The following is a 17,853-nucleotide window of genomic DNA, read 5'->3' on the forward strand; positions in this document are numbered from 1 at the left end:
ACCTGGCTCAGTCCTTGGACGGCTCCTTGCCGTCACCCTGCGGCGACGGAGCCTGTGGCGTGGTCCGAAAGGCCGGGTCGGTCTCGCGCGACAGCAGCATGTCCACCGAGCGGCTCAAGGGCTCGTCCAGGCCACGGTGATCGCGAAGGGTTTCGGGCGGTTGCAGTTCCCAGTTCTCCAGCGCCAGATCCATGCTCAGCGGCGCCTTGAGATTGTGCTCGCTGAAGCCCACGGGGCCTGAGCCGGGCGCCGACAGCACCACGGGCGGAAAGCGCGAAGGCACGTCCACCGTGGGCAGTTCATCCTCGCCCAGCGCGGTGAGGTCTATGTCCAGCAGCGGTGCCGCCGCATCGTGGATGAAGGACGGCGTCTCGCTCAGCGGAACGGCACGCACCTGGCCGGCAGGCAGCTGGCCTGCCTGATCCAGGTCGAAGTCCAGCGGCTGCATTTCGAACTGCAGCGGCGCGGACAGGGAGTCCGGCGCGCGGCTGTCGGCTGCCTTCTCACCGGCTGTACCGGAGACCGTGGACAGCGCCTGCGTGTCCATGGGCGTGAACTCCAGGCCCGGATCCTGCGGCGACAGGGAAGAGGCAGCCTGCTGCGGTGCGGCCTCTACCGGAGGCGGTTGCAGCTCGGCCATCCAATCCACATCCATGAAGGCGGCAGCGGCGGCCGGTGCGGGAGCGGGTTCCGCGGCCGATGCGAGGACGGCTGCGCCGGCCGTGGCTGCGCCGGCTGCGGCCGTGCCCGCCACCATGCGCGGCGTGGTGCGCTCGCGCGGGCCGGGCTCGCCGCGCGTTCCGGCGGGCGAGGTGCGCGCGATGGACAGCAGCAGCAGCAGGTCATCGAAAGCGGCCAGGTCGAAGGGGGCTGGCGCATCGGGGTCGGGTGCACCGTCCTGCTTGAACAGGTAGTGCGCCAGGCAGTCCTCGACCTCGTCCACAGGCCACAGCGCCTCGATGCGTGCCAGCTGCTCGGGATAGCCCTGCAGCAGGCTGCTGCCCTTGTCGGTGAAGCCCGGCATGGCCGGCACGCGGGCGTTGAAATGCTTGGCAAAGCGGGCGCGCAGCTGGTCGAAGTCGTCTCGGCGGCTCAGCGTGTAGTACAGGTGCAGCAGCTCCAGATAGGCCAGCGGCGAGGAATCCTCATGCGTGGCGATGTGCGAGCGCAGCAGCTCGATGGCCTGCTGGTGCTCGCCCACCGAGATGAAGAATTCCGCCTGCTGCTGCACGTCGAACATTTCGCCGGGCTGCACCATGCGCCGGGCCTTGATGGCCTCGGGCGCAGGCGAGCGCGCTGCGGTCTTCTCGCCGTCCGGCTCGGGCAGCTCGGCCTGCACGGACACAGGCACGGGAATGGTGGCCGGGCCGAAATCGCCGGGGTCCACGTCCTCATGCAACTCGTACGTCACGCCAGGGCGCATCTGCGCGCCGCGCTGCACATAGGGCGAGGCCAGGGTATCCGGGCCACGGCGATCATCCGGCGACGGCGCAGGCCGGTGTTCACGCAGGCTGGGTGCCATGGGCCGCGTGGGCCGATGGGGGTCCAGGGAATGCGGCAGGGTGTTGATCCCATCATCGTGCGAATGCGGCGGGCTCGACGGCACGGGGTCCTGCGACGAACGCTCCACCGATTCCCGCCAGGCATCCGGCTCGCGCGAGAACAGCGAGGCGCCCGAGCGCATTTTCCAGGCCATCCATGCGATCACGGCCACGGCGGCGATCAGCGCCAGCAGCAGCGCATTGAACAGCCACGACGAGCCGCCCGACTCCTGGCGCATGGCCTCCAGTTCGGCCCGTAGCTGGGCCAGTTGCCCACGGTCGGCGGTGTCGCGCTTCTTGAAGGCCGCCATTTCGGCCTCCAGCGCCTGCACGCGCTTGTTGGCCTCGGCCAGCTGCTCGCTGCCCGCATCGAACATGGGAGCCGCAGATGCGGCGGCGCCCTCGGGTGTCCCGGGTGTCCCGGCTGCGCCAGCGGCGCCCGGGGTGCCGCCCGTGCCCAGCCATTCCTCCACCGGCTCCATGCGCAGGCGCGGTTCTATGCGCAGGCCCGCCTGCAACTGCCCGGCCTGGGCCTGGGCGGTCACGCCCACGGGCGGCCTCGATTTCTCGGCCGCCGCCTTGGGTTTGGCCTGGGGCCTTGGCTGTGTCTTTGGCTTGGACTGGGGTTTCGGTTCCTTGGCAACGGGCACCGCTGCGGGCCTGGAATCGGCCCGGGCGCTGCGGCCAGCGGCCGGGCGGGAGGAAGTCGAAGATGGGTCGGAAGCGGCACCCGCTGCACCTGCAGCACCTGCTGCACCGGCACCCGCGGCCGCCAGCGCCGGTTGGGCTGCCGCCAGCTCTCGCACATTGATGGGCTGATTGCCCGTGGCATCCACCGACTCGGGCAGCTGCGCCAGCAGCGTATAGCTGCGGCTGATGCCGCCGCCTTCGCAGCCGGCCCAGAGCTTGAGCGTCACCACGGGCTCGTCCACCGTGTAGCTGGCCTGCACACGAACGGCCTTGCCCGATGTGGTCGGGCTGACGCGCACACGCGAGGATTCGATGGGTCTGTCACCGGCCAGCAGCTCGGCGCGCACGCAGGAGCTGCCGGCGTCATTTCCGCTATCGGGCTGCAAGCCCACCACCAGGTCGAACGGAGCGCCCAGCACCACGTTGCCCCGGGGACTGCCCAACGACAATGCGGACGCGTTCCAGGCCATGGAGGACAGGGCGACGCCGAGAATGGTGCTACAAATTCTCACATCAGCCTTTCTTTGAACGCTTGCATTTTTGCATAGACACCTGTAGGACACCTCCTCTATGTACATGATCCAAAACAACATTTCTCCTATCAGGAACGTCGGATTGATAGGCGCAGGCATCATGGGGCAAGGCATTGCCCAGCTGGCCGCCCAGGCAGGCGCCGGCGTGCTGCTGCAGGACGCTCGCCCGGGCGCTGCCGCGCAAGCGCAGCAACAGCTGTTTGCGCTGTGGGACCTGCTTGAGAAGAAACAAAAAATAACAAGTGAGCAGGCCGCAGATTGCAAGGCCCGGGTGACGGTGGCTGACGGTCTCGATGCGTTCAGGAACTGCGACCTGGTGATCGAGGCCATCGTCGAGCGCATGGATGCCAAGCAGGCGCTGCTGCGCGAGCTGGAGGCCATTGTTGCGCCCGGGACCCTCATCGCCAGCAATACCTCGGCCCTGTCCATCACCACGCTGGCCACGGCGCTCGAGCACCCGCAGCGCTTTGCCGGCTTTCACTTCTTCAACCCGGCGCCGCTGATGAAGGTGGTGGAGATCGTGCGCGGCCTGGCCACGGACGAGGCCACCTGCGCCACGCTGGCGCAGTTCGCGCGCAGCTTCGGCCACACGCCCGTGCGCGCGCAGGACACGCCGGGCTTTCTGGTCAACCACCTGGGCCGCGGCTATGTGACCGAGGCGCTGCGCATCGTGCAGGAAGGCATTGCCGACTTCGCCACCATCGACCGCATCCTGCGCGAGCAGGTGGGCTTCAAGCTCGGCCCGTTCGAGCTGATGGATCTCACCGGCCTGGATGTCACCCATGCCGTGATGGAGCACATCTACCACCAGTACTACCAGGAGCCGCGCTACCGCCCCAGCCCCATTGCCGCGCAGCGCGTGGCGGCCGGCCTGCTGGGCCGCAAGACCGGCCAGGGCTTTTACCGCTATGCCGAAGGCCGCGCCGAGCAGCCTGCCGAGCCTGCCGTGCCGCAGGTGCAGACGCTGCCACCGGTCTGGGTGTCCGCACGCGCGGCCCGGCGCAACGAGATCTACCAGTTGCTCAAGAGCCTGGGCGCGCGCATTGAAACCGCGCAGACACCGACCGAGCAGGCCCTGATCCTGGTGGCGCCGCTGGGCCTGGACGTGACCACGGTGGCTGCCGTGGAGCGACTGGACTGCACGCGCACCATGGGCATCGACATGCTGATCGCCGACACCGACACGCGCCGCCGCGTGCTGGCCACCACGCCGGCCACGCGCACCGACATGCGCGATGCCGCCCATGCGCTTTTTGCCAGCGACGGCAAGGCCGTGAGCGTGATCCGCGACAGCGGCGGCTTCGTCACGCAGCGCGTGGTGGGCTCCATCGTCAACATCGCCAGCGACATCTGCCAGCAGGGCATCGGCAGCCCGGCCGACCTGGAAAAGGCCGTGACCCTGGGCCTGGGCTATCCCATGGGCCCGCTGGCCATGGGCGACCGCTGGGGCCCCACCAACATGCTGGAGGTCCTGTTCAACCTGCAGACCGTCTACGGCGACCCGCGCTACCGCCCCAGCCCCTGGCTGCGCCGCCGTGGCGCGCTGGGACTGAGCCTCACGCACGAGGAGCCATAAGCCCTGCAAAGCCGGCGACCCGACGCACGACGGGTCGCCTTTTTTTCGCCGCCCTGCCCCGTTTTCAGCAGGCCCAGACACCGAAGTGACAGGCCCGCCGGCGGCATGCTGCGCCGCGGCGGTCCCACACGCGACAATGTGACCGTCATCAGTCACGCAAAAGACAGGCCATGGACGACCCGATTCTTACCATCGAAGAACGTGAAGCGATCAATTCCGGTCGCTGGTTTTCATCACTTTCTCCATCGCTTCGGCACGACATTCTTCGATGCGCTTACGTCAAACGGTTCAAAGATGGCACGCTCATCTGCGCACGCGGAGAACCGCCCGAGGAATGGATCGCCTGCGCCCGGGGTGCGGTGCGCGTGAGCTCCACCTCGATCACGGGCAAGCAGATCACGCTGGACTACGTGGAGCCGGGCATCTGGTTCGGCGACGTGGCCATCCTGGACGGGGACAAGCGCACGCACGATGCCTATGCGCACGGCGAGACCACGCTGCTGTGCGTGTCCAAGACCGACTTCAAGAAAATCCTGTCCATGCATGTGGAGTTCTCGGAAGCCATGCTGCGCCTGCATGCACGGCGCATCCGCCAGCTCTACGGCCTGGTCGAGGACCTCAACACCCTGCCGCTGCGCGCGCGCCTGGCCAAGCAGCTGCTGCACCTGGTGCGCAGCTATGGCGTGACCAGCCTGTCGGATGGCAGCGAGATCCGCATCGGCCTGCACCTGGCGCAGGAGGAACTGGCGCAGTTGCTGGGCGCCTCGCGCCAGCGCGTGAACCAGGAGCTCAAGGCCATGGAGCGCGAGAACGCCATCCGCATCGAGCCGGGCGGCCTGGTGGTCTGCGACCGCGACACGCTGCTGCGCATCGCCGCGCCCGACGCCTGAACCTGCGCGGCCCGCGCCGCGCCCCCTCCCCTTTTCTTGCACCGACCGGACGTTCGCGCCGGCCGGTGCCTTGCCGCGCCCGTGCTGCGCGGCTGTTCCCGTTTGTTGAACCGATTCTCGAACCGATCACAGGACTGACTGCCCCATGAGCACTTTCGACCATTTCGTAGGCACACGCGCCGTCTCCGACCAGCACGCATTCGACGTGCCCGCGCTCACCGCCTGGATGCAGGGCCATGTGCAGGGCTTTGCCGGCCCGCTGCAGGTGGAGATGTTCAAGGGCGGCCAGTCCAACCCCACCTACAAGCTGATCACCCCGGGACGCAGCTACGTGATGCGCTCCAAGCCCGGCCCCGTGGCCAAGCTGCTGCCCTCGGCCCATGCCATCGAGCGCGAGTTCCGCGTGATGAAGGGCCTGGCCGGCACCGACGTGCCCGTGCCCCACATGTATGCGCTGTGCGAGGACGAGTCCATCATCGGCCGCGCCTTCTACATCATGGAATGCATGGAAGGCCGCGTGCTCTGGGACCAGTCCCTGCCCGGCATGGAGCCGGCCCAGCGCGCCGCCATCTACGACGAGATGAACCGCGTGATCTCGGCATTGCACACCGTGGACTTCGCGGCCCAGGGCCTGGCCGACTACGGCAAGAGCGGCAACTACTTCGAGCGCCAGATCGGCCGCTGGAGCAAGCAGTACGTGGCCTCGGTCACCCAGCCCATCCCCGAGATGGACCAGCTCATGCAGTGGCTGCCCGCCCACATGCCGGCCAGCGCGCTGGATGCCTCGCGCGTGTCCATCGTGCACGGCGACTTCCGCCTGGACAACCTGATGTTCCACCCCACCGAGCCGCGCGTCATCGCCGTGCTGGACTGGGAGCTGTCCACCCTGGGCCACCCGCTGGCCGACTTCAGCTACCACTGCATGAGCTGGCACATCCCGGCCACGCTGGGCCGGGGCATCGCAGGCAAGGACCTGGCGGCCCTGGGCATTCCCGGCGAAGAGGAATACATCCGCCGCTACTGCGAGCGCACGGGCCTCAAGGACGTGGACACGCTGCGCGCCGACTGGAACTTCTACATGGCCTACAACATGTTCCGCATCGCGGCCATCCTGCAGGGCATTGCCAAGCGCGTGGAGGCCGGCACGGCCTCCAGCGCCCAGGCCAAGGCCTCCGGCGACACGGCCCGGCCCATGGCCGAGCTGGCCTGGTCCTTCGCCCAGCGCAGCTGAGCCATCCAGACCGCCCCCATCACTCACCGATCACCCCGTTTCCACCACAAGCGACAAGCCAAGAGAAGGAGCGCATCCATGGACTTTGAATATTCGCCCAAGACCAAGGACCTGCAGGAACGCCTGCTGAAGTTCATGGACGAGCACATCTATCCCGGCGAAAAGGACTATGCCGCCGAGATGGAAGCCAACACCGCCGCAGGCAAGCGCTGGACGCCGCTGCAGACCATCGAGAAGCTCAAGGTCAAGGCCCGGGAGCAAGGCCTGTGGAACCTGTTCCTGCCCGTGGACAGCGCCGAGGCCGCTGGCTACAAGGGCGGCGGCCTGACCAACCAGGAATACGCGCCGCTGGCCGAGATCATGGGCCGCGTGCCATGGTCCAGCGAGGTGTTCAACTGCTCTGCGCCCGACACCGGCAACATGGAAACCATTGCGCGCTACGGCAGCACCGAACTCAAGGAGCGCTGGCTCAAGCCGCTGCTGGACGGCAAGATCCGCTCGGCCTTCGCCATGACCGAGCCCGAGGTGGCCTCCTCCGACGCCACCAACATCTGCACGCGCATCGAGCGCCAGGGCGACGAGTACGTGATCAACGGCCACAAGTGGTGGATCTCGGGTGCCGGCGATCCGCGCTGCCAGGTCTTCATCACCATGGGCAAGACCGACCCCGATGCGCCCAAGCACTCGCAGCAAAGCATGATCATCGTGCCCGGCGACGCGCCCGGCATCCGCATCGTGCGTCCGCTCAACGTCATGGGCTATGACGATGCGCCGCACGGCCACATGGAGATGTACTTCGAGAACGTGCGCGTGCCCGTGGGCAACATCCTGCTGGGCGAGGGCCGTGGCTTTGAGATCGCCCAGGGCCGCCTTGGCCCCGGCCGCATCCACCACTGCATGCGCCTGATCGGCCTGGCCGAGCGCGCGCTGGAGCTGATGTGCAAGCGCGCCAGCTCGCGCATCGCCTTCGGCAAGAGCGTGGCGCAGCAGACCGTGACGCAGGAACGCATCGCCGAGGCACGCTGCCGCATCGACATGGCGCGCCTGCTCACGCTCAAGGCCGCCTGGCTGATGGACATTGCCGGCAACAAGGTGGCACGCAGCGAGATCGCCATGATCAAGGTCGTGGCCCCCAGCATGGCCTGCCAGGTCATCGACTGGGCCATGCAGGTGCACGGCGGCGGCGGCATGAGCGACGACTTCCCGCTGGCCAGCGCCTACGCCCACGCGCGCACGCTGCGCTTTGCCGACGGCCCGGACGAAGTGCACCGCAACGCCATCGCCAAGTGGGAGCTGGGCAAGTACGGCGCCTACGGCAAGGATGCCGGCGTGCCCATCACGCGCGGCAGCTGAGCAGGCTTCAAGCCTGAGGCCTGGGCCGCACACCCGGCAGGACCGGGTGGCGGCCCTGGCCCTTCCCTCTCAGCCAGGTGGCAATGCCTCCTGGCTTTTTTGTGCCTGCCTTTCCGGCATTTCAGCGCCCATGGCAGGCGCCTCCCACCCCCCGCCCAGCGCGCGGTACAGCGCCACGCGCGCCTGCAGCTGCAGCAGGCGCTGCAGCACGGCCTCGTCCTGGGCCGCGTACAGCGTGGTCTGGGCCTGCAGCAGGGACAGCAGGCTTTCCGCCCCGGCCTTGTAGCGCAGCTCGGCCAGCGACACGGCCTGGCGGGCCTGGGCCAGCACCTCGGCCTGGGCCTCGGCCTGGGCCTTCAGGCCGTGGACGGCGTTGAGCGCCAGGTCCACATCGCCATAGGCCGCGACGATGGACTTGTAATAGCCGGCCAGCAGTTCTTCGCGCCGGGCCTGGGCGCCATCGCGCTCGGCCGCCAGCCGGCCGCCGTCGAAGATGGGGCCGGCCAGTCCGGCCAGCAGCGAATACACGGGCTCGCGCAGCCAGTCGCTGGCGCGCCCAGCGCTGGTGCCTGCACTGCCCGTAAGGGTCAGCCGGGGCCACAGCGCTACGCGGGCGGCCTGCAGGTTGGCGCTGGCGGCGGTCAGTTGCGCCTCAGCACTGGCAATGTCAGGCCGGCGCTGCAGCAGCTGCGTGGGCAGGCCTGCGCCGATCTCGGGCAGCTGCAGGGCCTGCAGCGAATCCGTGGCCAGCGCGGGGCGGCGGGCCTGGCCCAGCAGCACGGCCAGCGTGGCATCGGCATCCTCGCCCTGGCGGCGCAGCGTGGCCAGGGCCTGGCGCTGGCTGGCCACCAGGCCGCGCTGCTGGGCCAACTCCAGCTGGGTGGCGGCGCCTGCGCGCGCGCGGGACTCCACCAGGCCCAGCAGCCGCTCGGCATTGGCCACGTTGCGCGCCGCAATGGCCTGGCGCTCGCGCAGCGCCACGGCCTGGAGCCAGCCATGGGCCACCTGGGCGGTGACCGTGAGGCGCACCGTGTCCTGGTCAAACCGGCTGGCCTGCCAGGCCGCCGCCGCCGCATCGCGCGTGGCGCGGTTGCGGCCCCAGAAGTCCACCTCATACGAGGCCGTCAGCGCAGCGCCGTAGACGCTGGCCTGCCCGCCCGCCACCTGTGCATGGTTCATGCGCTGGGCGCGCAGCTCGCCGCTGAGCGAGGGCAGCAGCGCCGCGCCTGCCTGGCGCGTGGCCGCCTCGGCCTGGCGCACGCGGGCCATGGCGGCAGCCATGTCCAGGCTCTGGTCCTGGGCGGCCTGCACCATGCCGCCCAGCTCCGCACTGCCAAAGGCCTGCCACCACTGGGGTGAGACGGAGGCAGGGACGGCTTCGCCCTGCTGCTTCCACGAAGCGGCCAGCGCAGGCGCTGTCCTGTCCGGCACCGTCTGCTGCACGGCGCAGCCGCCCAGGGCAAGCAGCGCGAGAGCGATGCAGCCCAGGCTCGCATTTCCCAGCGTCTTGTCGTTCATGTCTTTCATCTCACTCTCCCGCCAGCGCACGCACCGGGTCCAGCCGCGCCGCCGTCTTGGCAGGCATGTAGCCGAACACCAGGCCCGTCACCACGGCGCAGGCAAAGGCGCCCAGCATGGCGCGCACCGAAAACACCACGGGCACGCCCGCCACGATGAGCACCACGCCCACGGCCAGGCCGGCCAGCAGGCCCACCGTGCCGCCCACGAAGGTGACCAGGCTGGCCTCGGTCAGGAACTGGCGCAGGATGTCGCGCTGGCGCGCGCCCGTGGCCATGCGGATGCCGATCTCGCGCGTGCGCTCGCGCACCGTCATCAGCATCACGTTCATCACGCCGATGCCGCCCACCACCAGGGAGACGGCGGCAATCAGGCCCAGCATCACCGCCATGCTCTGGCGCGTGGCCGCCTCGGCCTGGATGCGCGCGGCCGCGTTGCCGATGCCGAAGTCCTCGCGCCCGCCGTGGCGCGCCAGCAGCAGCTTGCGCATGGCCTCCTCCGCCTCGTGCACCACGTCGGAGGACATGGCCTCGATCACCACATAGTCGGGCTGGGTCTGCGACTGGTAGACGCGCGCCCGGCCCGAGCGGTAGGGAATGAAGACCATGTCGTCATAGTTCTGCGCGCCCGAGTCCGCGCCGCGCTCGCTCATCACGCCGATGACCTCGAAGGCCGATGTTCCGATGATCAGCTGGCGGCCCAGCGGGTTGGGCGTGTCGGGGAAGAAATGCTGGTGCGCCTTGTGGCCCAGGACCACCAGGGGCGCCAGGTCGCGGTCCTCGGCCTCGGTGTAGTAGCGGCCCTGGGCCAGCTTCCAGTGGTGCACCAGGGGCATCTCCTCGCTGGCCGCGAAGACGTAGATCTGCTTGTCGGCCTTGCCGTAGCGCACGGTGATGGGGTCGCCGATCACGGGCATGACGCGCCGTATCTCGGGCAGTTCGCGCACGGCGGCCAGGTCTTCCTCGGTCATCTGCCCGGCCGGCCCGCCCGTGGCCGGCGGCTTGCTGCCCATGTAGAGGATGGCCGTTCCCATGGTCCCCATCTGCTCGACCACCTTGCGCCGCGCGCCCTCGCCAATGGCCAGCATCACGATGACCGAGGCCACGCCGATGACGATGCCCAGCAAGGTCAGGCTGGTGCGCACGCGGTTCATGCGCATGCCGCGCCAGGCGCTGCGCGCGGCCTCGAACAGTTCGGCCAGCCAGGGCGCGCCGGCGCTGCCGCGCTGCGGCGTGAGCGGCAGGGCAGCGGCGCCCGCATTCGCCGCATTCACCGCGTTGGCGGCATCGTCGCGCCGGCTGTCGCTGGTGATGCGGCCGTCGCTGATCTCGATCACGCGGCGCGCCTGGGAGGCCACCGCGCGGTCGTGGGTGATGAGGATGATGGTGTGGCCCGCGTCGGCCAGCTCGCGCAGCAGGGCCATGACCTCGGCGCCGCTGTGCGAGTCCAGCGCGCCCGTGGGCTCGTCGGCCAGGATGATCTGGCCGCCGTTCATCAGCGCGCGCGCAATCGACACACGCTGCTGCTGCCCGCCCGACAGCTGGTTGGGCCGGTTGCCCAGGCGCGAGCCCAGGCCCAGGCGCTCGAGCAGCGCACGGGCGCGCCGCACGCGCTCTTCCTTGGGCAGGCCGGCGTAGATGGCGGGCATTTCCACGTTCTCGCTGGCGCTTTCGCTGGCGATCAGGTGGTAGCCCTGGAAGACGAAGCCGAAGGCCTCGCGCCGCAGCCAGGCCAGCGCGTCCGAGTCCAGCGTGGCCACGTCCTGGCCCTGGAAGTGGTAGCTGCCCTCGCTGGGCCGGTCCAGGCAGCCCAGGATGTTCATCAGCGTGGACTTGCCCGAGCCCGAGCTGCCCACCACGGCCACGAACTCGCCCGCGCGTATCTCCAGGTCGATGCCGTGCAGCACGGTGACGGCGGGCTGGCCGCTGTCGCCGCCGCCGTAGTGCTTGGTGATGCCGCGCAGCTCTATCAACGGTGCGGCCAGCGGCGCGCCGGCCTGCATGCCCTGCCCCATCACCATTGCAGCCACCGCGGGCCACGGTCCAGAGGCGTCTCGCCGACGATGACGCGCTCGCCTTCCTGCAGGCCCTCCAGCACCTCGGCCTGGTGGCGGCTGCGCACGCCCAGGCGCACGGTGCGCTGCTCGGGCTGACCCTTGGCGTCCAGCACGCGCACGGTCTGCGTGCTGCCTGCCTTCTCGGCCTTTTCTGCCTTGTCGGCCACGGCCATCAGCGGCACGGTCAGCGCCTGCGCGGCCTGCCCGGTGACAAAGACCACCTGGGCCGTCATCTGGGGCATCAGCTCGGCGTCCTCGTTGTCCACATCGAACAGCACGGTATAGGCCACGGCCTTGGTGGCGGGCGCAGGCGCCTGGCCCGCATTGCCGCCGGCCGGCGCCTGGCTGGTAGAGGGCGAGGGCAGCACCTGGCGCACCTTGCTGGACCAGCGCCGGGGCCTGGCCTGGTCGGCGCCGCCCAGCGTGGTGAAGTACACCGGCATGTCGTCGCGCACGCGGCGCACGTCGGCCTCGGACACTTCGGTCCACACCGTCATGGCCGACAGGTCGGCAATGCGCAGGATGTTGGGCGTCTGGTAGGTGGCGTTCAGCGTCTGGCCCTCGCGCGCCTCCACCGACACCACGGTGCCCGCCATGGGCGCGTAGATGCGCGTATAGCCCAGGCGCGCCTCGTCGGCCTTGAGCGTGGCCTGGGTCTGGTCGATCTGGGCCTTCAGATGCTCCATGCGGGCGCCGGCTGCGGCCAGGTTGGCTTCTGCGGTCTGCAGGTCTTCCTCGCGCGTGGCCCCGTCGCGGGCCAGCTGGCGCTGGCGCGTGAGCTGCTGCTCGGCCAGCTTGCGCAGCGCCTGCTGCTCGGCCAGCTGGGCGCGCAGGCCCGCCAGCGAGGCACGCCCCGCATCCACCGTGGCGCGCTGCACGCTGGGGTCGATCTCCACCAGCAGCGCGCCCTTCTCCACCTGGGCGCCGGGCTCCACGCGCAGCCGGGTGACCTGGCCCGACACCTGGGCGCCCACGTCCACATAGCGGCGCGGCTGCAGCGTGCCGATGGCCGTGACGGTGGACTCGATATCGGTGCGCGCCACGGTCTCGGTCTGGTAGGCCACGGCAGGCCGGCTGGACCACCAGGCGGCCGCGCCCCCGGCCGCCGCCAACAGGACCACCGCCACGGCGATGGCTTTCCAGCGTTGCTGCGTGCGCGTCATGCTTGCCTCCCGACCACACACACCCCGAACTGGAACGAAAGCAGGAAACTCATCTGAAAAACCCCGTAGTACCGAAACTGAAAACAATCCACGCCAAATCCGCCACGGCAAGCACGCCAGCCAACCAGGCCAGCCGCGCCGCCCAGCGCGCATGGGCGCTGATCAGGGCCACGGCCATCAGCGCGCCGGCGGACACAAAGCCCAGCCAGGCCACCGTGCCCACCGTGCCGCCCCAGCCCGAGACAACGGGCACAAGGGCCAGCGCCAGCAGCGCCGTGCCCAGGCCGCGCAACTGCGGGCCACGGCGGGCCGGCAGCTCGTGCGCGCCGGTCAATTGTTCGTAGTGGCGGTCCATGGCAAAGGCCAGGGCCGCCATGCCTGCAAAGGCCAGGGCCAGTGCGGCCAGGGATGCGTGCAACGTGCTCATGCCTGCACCTCCGAGCGGCCGGCCACGGCGGCCTGCCCCCTGGCCGTCCTTGCCTTGGCGGCGGCACCCGCGCCGCGCCGCGCCAGCCAGCGCCAGGCCCAGGCGGCAGCCAGCCCCGTGGCCAGGCAGAACAGCTCCACCCCGGCGCTTTCCCAGTCGCCCTCCCGCATGTGGGCCCACAGCGGCTCGCCCACGGTGATCCAGTTGAGCAGCGGCAGCAGCAGGCACAGCATGGCCAGCAGGCCCATCTGCTGGCGCCAGGCCGTGGCTGGCGCGCAGGCCAGCGCATGCACCAGCGCCAGGCCCCACAGCCCGAAGAACACGGCCAGCTCCCAGTCATCGCGGTGCGCCAGGCCTACGGGCACCAGGCGGTTGGCCCACAGGTAGCCGATGCAGCCCAGGCCCAGCCCGGCGATGGCCGCCACGTTCAGGCCCTCGATGAGCCGGTACACGCGCGCCGTGGCGCTGCCGAACTCGCCCTGGTGGCGGCTGCGGCGCTTGACCATGAAGAGGATGGCGCCCGTGGCCATCATGGCCGCGCCCGCCAGGCCGCACAGAAAGTACAGCCACTTCATGGCCAGCCCGCCGAACTTGACCATGTGCAGCCCGCCCATGACCGCCTGGGCCAGCGAGGGGGCGCCGCCGTCGGCACCGCCGGGCAGGCGTACCTGCAGCACCTCGCCCGTGGCGGCCGAGAACATGGCCATGCCCGAATTGGGGCTCAGGCGCTGATGCGCACGGTCATCGCTGTTCCAGCCGTAGACGCCGATGCGTGCCGAGGCATCGCCGGGATGGTCGATGACCACCGCGCGCACCGCCTGGCCCATCAGCTCCTGGCCGCGCCGTGCAAACGGCTCCAGATCGGGCACCGCCAGGGACTTGCCGGACAGCGCGGGCGGCCCGGCCTCGTTCATGTCGGCGATGAAGGCCGTGCGGGCGGCCTGGTCCGTGCCATAGACCGTCCAGACGCCAACGGGCATGAAGCTCAGGCTGGAGATGGCGATGCCGGTATAGGCAATCATGAACTGGAAGGGCAGCGTCAGCACCGCCACGGCGTTGTGCGCGTCCAGCCAGCTGCGCTGGCCCTTGCGTGCGCGAAAGGTGAAGAAGTCCTTGAAGATGCGCTTGTGCGTGACCACGCCGCTGACCAGGGCCACCAGCATGGCCATGGCGGCAATGCCTATCACCCACAGCCCCACCTGCCCTGCATGCAGTTCATAGTGGAAGTCCACGAAATGGTTGCCGCCCATGGTGGCGCGCGCAGCGCCGTGGCCGTGGCCGGCCCCCATTTCCTCGCCCGTGGCGGTGTCCAGCTCGGCATCGGCGTACTGGCGGTTGGCGTCGAACCAGTAGACACGCAGGTCGCCACCGCCCTTGTCGTCGGACGGCCAGATCTCCCACATCTGCGCGCCCTGGTGGTGCTTTTGCATGTAGGCCGCGCCCCAGGCCAGGCGCTGGCCCAGATCCGCACCCTGCCCGGCCGGCGCGGCGGCGCGCGCTGCCGCCTCGGCCGCCTCCTCGGCATGGTGCTCGGGCGTCATCCAGTGCGTGATGGCTTCCTGGAACACGGCCAGCGAACCCGTGAGGAACACCGCGAACAGCAGCCACGAAAACCACAGCCCGCACCAGGTATGCAGCCAGGCCTGGGCCTGGCGGAAACCGCCCGTGGCAGCGCCGCTGCCGGGGACCTTGCTGATCTGCGCCTTTGCCATCTCAGCCTCCCGCGCCATTGCGCGCCAGCAGCAGCGCGGCGCTGCCCATCAGGGCCGCAGGCACCAGCAACCCCAGCCAGACCCGGCCCGCCGAAACCGGCGAGAACGCCCAGATCACCGCCAGCGCGTGCAGCGCAAAGCTCCACTGCATGCCGGCGATCACGGCATCGACATGCGCGCCGGGCAACGCAGCGGCCAGGAAGGCCGCCAGCGCACTGGCCAGCGCATAGCCGCCGAAGACGGCGGCCAGCAGGCGGGACAGGACAAGCAGGCCCGGATGGACGGGCCTGTCGGCCTGGGTGATATCTGCAGGATCAGCGGGTTGGGATTGGGGCATGTAATGGGTATTCGGATAAGCACAGGAACGCACGAATGCGTGCAAACAAGGGGCCAAAACGGATGCCGTGATGCGGCGGCCTTCAAGGCCCTCCTCATACATGACAAACGAGATCGAAAAAAAGGCCAGCCGCAATGGTTTTCGCCATTGCGGCCAGTGGCCTGGGTCGGACTGGGGCGGGCCCTCCTGGACCCCGCCCCGGCCCTCAGAAGGTGCCGCGCAGCGTCAGCACCGCATTGCGCGGCTTTCCATAGAAATTGCCGCCGCTCGCATAGCCCACGGTCTGGTAGTACGTCTTGTCAAAGATATTGTTGAGATTCAGGGAAACCGTCCAGCGCGGATCGATCCGGTACTGCACCATCGCATTGATGACGGAATAGCCGCCCTGGGTGAAGTTGTAGCGGCCGACTTCATTCCAGTCGGCGTCATACAGCGTATCGCGCACATGGTGCTTGCTCTGGATATGGGCGCTGCCGCCAATCTTCCAGCGCGACAGCTCGCCCGGCAGCACATAGGCCGTGGACAGCTTGAGCAGATGGCGCGGCGTGATGCTGCTGTAGGGCGCATCCTCGGTCTTGTCGCGCGTGGTGGTGTAGGTGTAGCCGGCCGCGATCTGCCAGCCCGGGCGCAGCTCGCCGCCGATCTCGGCGTCAAAGCCGCGGCTGGTCACCTTGCCCTGCGGCAGAAAGCAGCAATTGCCCGACCATTCCTCGTGATTGCTCGGATAGCGCGTATCCGTCACCGCCGTGCCCGTGCGCACCACGTTGAAAAGGCTGAATGTGGCATTGAGCCGGCCATCGGCCAATTCGCCCTTGAAACCGGCCTCATAGCTCTTGCCCTTGACCGGGTCCAGCGAATTGCCCGGAGGAGGCCCCGACTTGGACAGCGCCTGCGGCTTGAGAATCGAGGAATAGCTCAGATACGCCGACCATTGGTTGTTCAGGTCATAGATCACCCCGCCATACGGCGTGAACTTGGCCGGCTCGGAAAAGCGGCTGCCCGATGCCAATTCCCACTGGCCCGCCGCATTCAGCGACTCATAGACCTGGTTGAAGCGGTACTTGGCATAGCGCGCGCCCACGATCACATGCAGGCGGTCCGTCGGATGCAGGCGCAATACGCCATAGCCGCCCGACTGGTCCTGGCCCCAGGGGTTGTAGCGGCGCGAGATCTCGCCGGCCGGCGCGGGGCGCCAGGCGCCGGGGTTGTAGACATCGATGGGCTCCACGCCCGTGGCATCGGTGGAATAGCCCACGTTCCAGAAGCTCTCCACCTTCTGCCGATCCATGCCCAGCAGGATCTCGTGCGTGCGCCCGCCCAGGTCGAAGCTGCCGGCCAGGCTGGCGTCCAGCACGGTCTGCCGGTTCTCGTACAGGTAGTGGCCGCCGCCGTTCCAGTTCACGCCCAGGCCGGTTGCGGGGTCCAGCGCGCCGTAGCCGAACACCGTGGAGCCGTCATAGCTGGACTTGCTGCGGGTCAGGTTGAGCTTGCCCTTCCAGCGTGCGGAAAAGCGGTGCTCCAGCGCGCCGAACAGCTCGCTGTTGTCCTTGCGGCCCGTGGCCCAGGGCTGGGTGAAGCTGGTGTGGCGCGGCAGGCCGATATCGCTGCCGTCGCTGTAGCGCGGCACGTCGCCGCCGCCATCGCCGCGCGTGCGGATCTTGCTGCGGCTCATGCCCACGGTCAGCAGGGTGTCGGGCGTCAGGTCCGCCTCGACCACGCCGTAGAACTGGGGAGCGCGCGTGTGCTTGATGTCCACGAACTGGTCCGTGTCCTGGTAGGACAGCACGGCCCGGCCGCGCACCCGGCCGTCCAGCGCCAGCGGCCCCGTGGCATCCACCATGGTCTGGTAGTTGTTCCAGCTGCCGATGGACTGCTGCACCACGAAGCGCGGCTCGGCCAGCGGCTTCTTGCGCACGATGTTGATGATGCCGCCCGGATCGCCCACGCCGCCCAGCAGGCCCGAGGCACCGCGCATCACCTCCACGCGGTCGTAGAAGTCCATGCTCTGGTTGACGCTGTAGGTGTACTGGGCGATGTTCAGCGGCGCGCCGCCGTCGATCTGCATGCTGTCGATCTGGAAGCCGCGCGAATAGAAATAGGTGGAGTCGAAATTGATCTGGCTGGTGGTGATGCCGGGCGTGGCGGCCAGCGCGTCGCGGATGTCGGTCATGCGGCGGTCGTCGAGCTGCTGGCGCGTGATCACCGACACCGATTGCGGGATCTCGCGGAACGACTGGTCCGTCTTGGAGGCGATGCTGGTCACGCGGCTGGTGTACGAGCCCGTGCCCTCGGTCGTGCCGTCGATGGCCCGGCGCGCGCTCACCCGTACTTCGGCCAGCGTCTTTTCGATGGCGGCGACGGGCTGCACGGTCAGCGTGCCCTCTTGCACATGGCCCTGCAGGCCGCTGCCGGCCAGCAAATCATCCAGCGCCTGGCGCAGCGGCAGCTCGCCCCGTACAGCCGGCGCCTGCCGCTGGGCGGCCAGCGAGGGCGTGAACACCAGCTGCAGTCCGGCCTGCCGCGCGAACTGATCCAGCGCGCTGGCCAGCGGCTGCGCCGCTATGTCGAAGCGCAGCGTCTGTGCGGCCGGCTGGGCCAGCGCCGCCTGCAGCGGCATGGCCAGGCCCAGGCAGAGCACGGCATGGGCCAGCGGATGGAGGGCGGCGCGGCAGGCGCCCGAAGAAGGGAAAAGCGGATGCATGGAAATCGTCCTTGGCAGTGATGGAAGGGACCCACAGGGATCACTGCCATGACGACTGGCCAGGAAAACTCCTGAAAAATAATGTGCGCCCCGCTGCCGTGCGCATGCAGTTGCTCTTGCCACCG

12 protein-coding genes are annotated in these 17,853 nt (G+C 69.1%); 4 read left to right on the plus strand and 8 right to left on the minus strand.

Annotation, left to right across the window (positions count from 1 at the left end):
• Nucleotides 1-7 precede the first annotated feature (7 nt).
• Nucleotides 8-2,701: a FimV family protein gene (locus ACF8LI_RS13690; RefSeq protein ID WP_392429770.1), complete on the minus strand. Its 2,694-nt coding sequence runs from the start codon at nt 2,699-2,701 to the stop codon at nt 8-10.
• 100 nt (nt 2,702-2,801) lie between these two features.
• Here ACF8LI_RS13690 and ACF8LI_RS13695 point away from each other — a divergent pair, with 100 nt between their 5' ends.
• From ACF8LI_RS13695 to ACF8LI_RS13710, 4 genes are all read left to right on the plus strand, one after another.
• Complete coding sequence (locus tag ACF8LI_RS13695; protein WP_392413071.1) at nt 2,802-4,340, plus strand: 3-hydroxyacyl-CoA dehydrogenase; 1,539 nt, start codon at nt 2,802-2,804, stop codon at nt 4,338-4,340.
• A 170-nt stretch (nt 4,341-4,510) separates the two neighbouring features.
• Nucleotides 4,511-5,230, plus strand: coding sequence for a Crp/Fnr family transcriptional regulator (locus ACF8LI_RS13700; RefSeq protein WP_012205125.1), 720 nt, complete (start codon nt 4,511-4,513; stop codon nt 5,228-5,230).
• Between the two features lie 145 nt (nt 5,231-5,375).
• Complete coding sequence (locus ACF8LI_RS13705; protein WP_016446719.1) at nt 5,376-6,461, plus strand: phosphotransferase; 1,086 nt, start codon at nt 5,376-5,378, stop codon at nt 6,459-6,461.
• 78 nt (nt 6,462-6,539) lie between these two features.
• Nucleotides 6,540-7,814, plus strand: coding sequence for an acyl-CoA dehydrogenase family protein (locus ACF8LI_RS13710; protein WP_016446718.1), 1,275 nt, complete (start codon nt 6,540-6,542; stop codon nt 7,812-7,814).
• A 69-nt stretch (nt 7,815-7,883) separates the two neighbouring features.
• On the opposite strand, the gene ACF8LI_RS13715 is transcribed toward ACF8LI_RS13710, so the two are convergent.
• From ACF8LI_RS13715 to ACF8LI_RS13745, 7 genes are all read right to left on the minus strand, one after another.
• Nucleotides 7,884-9,341 carry an efflux transporter outer membrane subunit gene (locus ACF8LI_RS13715; RefSeq protein ID WP_392413072.1) on the minus strand — a complete coding sequence of 486 codons (1,458 nt, stop codon included), beginning with the start codon at nt 9,339-9,341 and terminating at the stop codon, nt 7,884-7,886.
• Nucleotide 9,342: 1 nt separating this feature from the next.
• Nucleotides 9,343-11,346 carry an ABC transporter permease gene (locus ACF8LI_RS13720; RefSeq protein ID WP_392413136.1) on the minus strand — a complete coding sequence of 668 codons (2,004 nt, stop codon included), beginning with the start codon at nt 11,344-11,346 and terminating at the stop codon, nt 9,343-9,345.
• Complete coding sequence (locus ACF8LI_RS13725; protein WP_016450742.1) at nt 11,346-12,551, minus strand: efflux RND transporter periplasmic adaptor subunit; 1,206 nt, start codon at nt 12,549-12,551, stop codon at nt 11,346-11,348. The genes ACF8LI_RS13720 and ACF8LI_RS13725 overlap by 1 nt, the downstream gene beginning before the upstream one ends.
• A gap of 49 nt (nt 12,552-12,600) precedes the next feature.
• Nucleotides 12,601-12,978 carry a DUF3325 domain-containing protein gene (locus ACF8LI_RS13730; protein ID WP_126312216.1) on the minus strand — a complete coding sequence of 126 codons (378 nt, stop codon included), beginning with the start codon at nt 12,976-12,978 and terminating at the stop codon, nt 12,601-12,603.
• Nucleotides 12,975-14,690 (minus strand): PepSY-associated TM helix domain-containing protein, encoded by a 1,716-nt coding sequence (locus ACF8LI_RS13735; RefSeq protein ID WP_392413073.1) that lies wholly within the window; start codon nt 14,688-14,690, stop codon nt 12,975-12,977. The genes ACF8LI_RS13730 and ACF8LI_RS13735 overlap by 4 nt, the downstream gene beginning before the upstream one ends.
• Nucleotide 14,691: 1 nt before the next feature.
• Complete coding sequence (locus ACF8LI_RS13740; RefSeq protein WP_392413075.1) at nt 14,692-15,027, minus strand: DUF3649 domain-containing protein; 336 nt, start codon at nt 15,025-15,027, stop codon at nt 14,692-14,694.
• Between the two features lie 205 nt (nt 15,028-15,232).
• On the minus strand, nt 15,233-17,728 hold the full coding sequence (locus tag ACF8LI_RS13745; RefSeq protein ID WP_047473137.1) for a TonB-dependent receptor: 2,496 nt from the start codon (nt 17,726-17,728) through the stop codon (nt 15,233-15,235).
• Nucleotides 17,729-17,853 lie beyond the last annotated feature (125 nt).

Source organism: Delftia sp. WSY_12, assembly GCF_043104645.1.
Classification (GTDB): Bacteria; Pseudomonadota; Gammaproteobacteria; order Burkholderiales; family Burkholderiaceae_C; genus Comamonas; species Comamonas tsuruhatensis.

Coding starts and splice junctions, on each gene's coding strand:
- ACF8LI_RS13725 (WP_016450742.1), bottom strand. CDS start 12,551: ATGACGCGCACGCAGCAACGCTGGAAAGCCATCGCCGTGGCGGTGGTC.
- ACF8LI_RS13720 (WP_392413136.1), bottom strand. CDS start 11,346: ATGGGGCAGGGCATGCAGGCCGGCGCGCCGCTGGCCGCACCGTTGATA.
- ACF8LI_RS13700 (WP_012205125.1), top strand. CDS start 4,511: ATGGACGACCCGATTCTTACCATCGAAGAACGTGAAGCGATCAATTCC.
- ACF8LI_RS13735 (WP_392413073.1), bottom strand. CDS start 14,690: ATGGCAAAGGCGCAGATCAGCAAGGTCCCCGGCAGCGGCGCTGCCACG.
- ACF8LI_RS13705 (WP_016446719.1), top strand. CDS start 5,376: ATGAGCACTTTCGACCATTTCGTAGGCACACGCGCCGTCTCCGACCAG.
- ACF8LI_RS13730 (WP_126312216.1), bottom strand. CDS start 12,978: ATGAGCACGTTGCACGCATCCCTGGCCGCACTGGCCCTGGCCTTTGCA.
- ACF8LI_RS13715 (WP_392413072.1), bottom strand. CDS start 9,341: ATGAAAGACATGAACGACAAGACGCTGGGAAATGCGAGCCTGGGCTGC.
- ACF8LI_RS13695 (WP_392413071.1), top strand. CDS start 2,802: ATGTACATGATCCAAAACAACATTTCTCCTATCAGGAACGTCGGATTG.
- ACF8LI_RS13690 (WP_392429770.1), bottom strand. CDS start 2,701: ATGGCCTGGAACGCGTCCGCATTGTCGTTGGGCAGTCCCCGGGGCAAC.
- ACF8LI_RS13745 (WP_047473137.1), bottom strand. CDS start 17,728: ATGCATCCGCTTTTCCCTTCTTCGGGCGCCTGCCGCGCCGCCCTCCAT.
- ACF8LI_RS13740 (WP_392413075.1), bottom strand. CDS start 15,027: ATGCCCCAATCCCAACCCGCTGATCCTGCAGATATCACCCAGGCCGAC.
- ACF8LI_RS13710 (WP_016446718.1), top strand. CDS start 6,540: ATGGACTTTGAATATTCGCCCAAGACCAAGGACCTGCAGGAACGCCTG.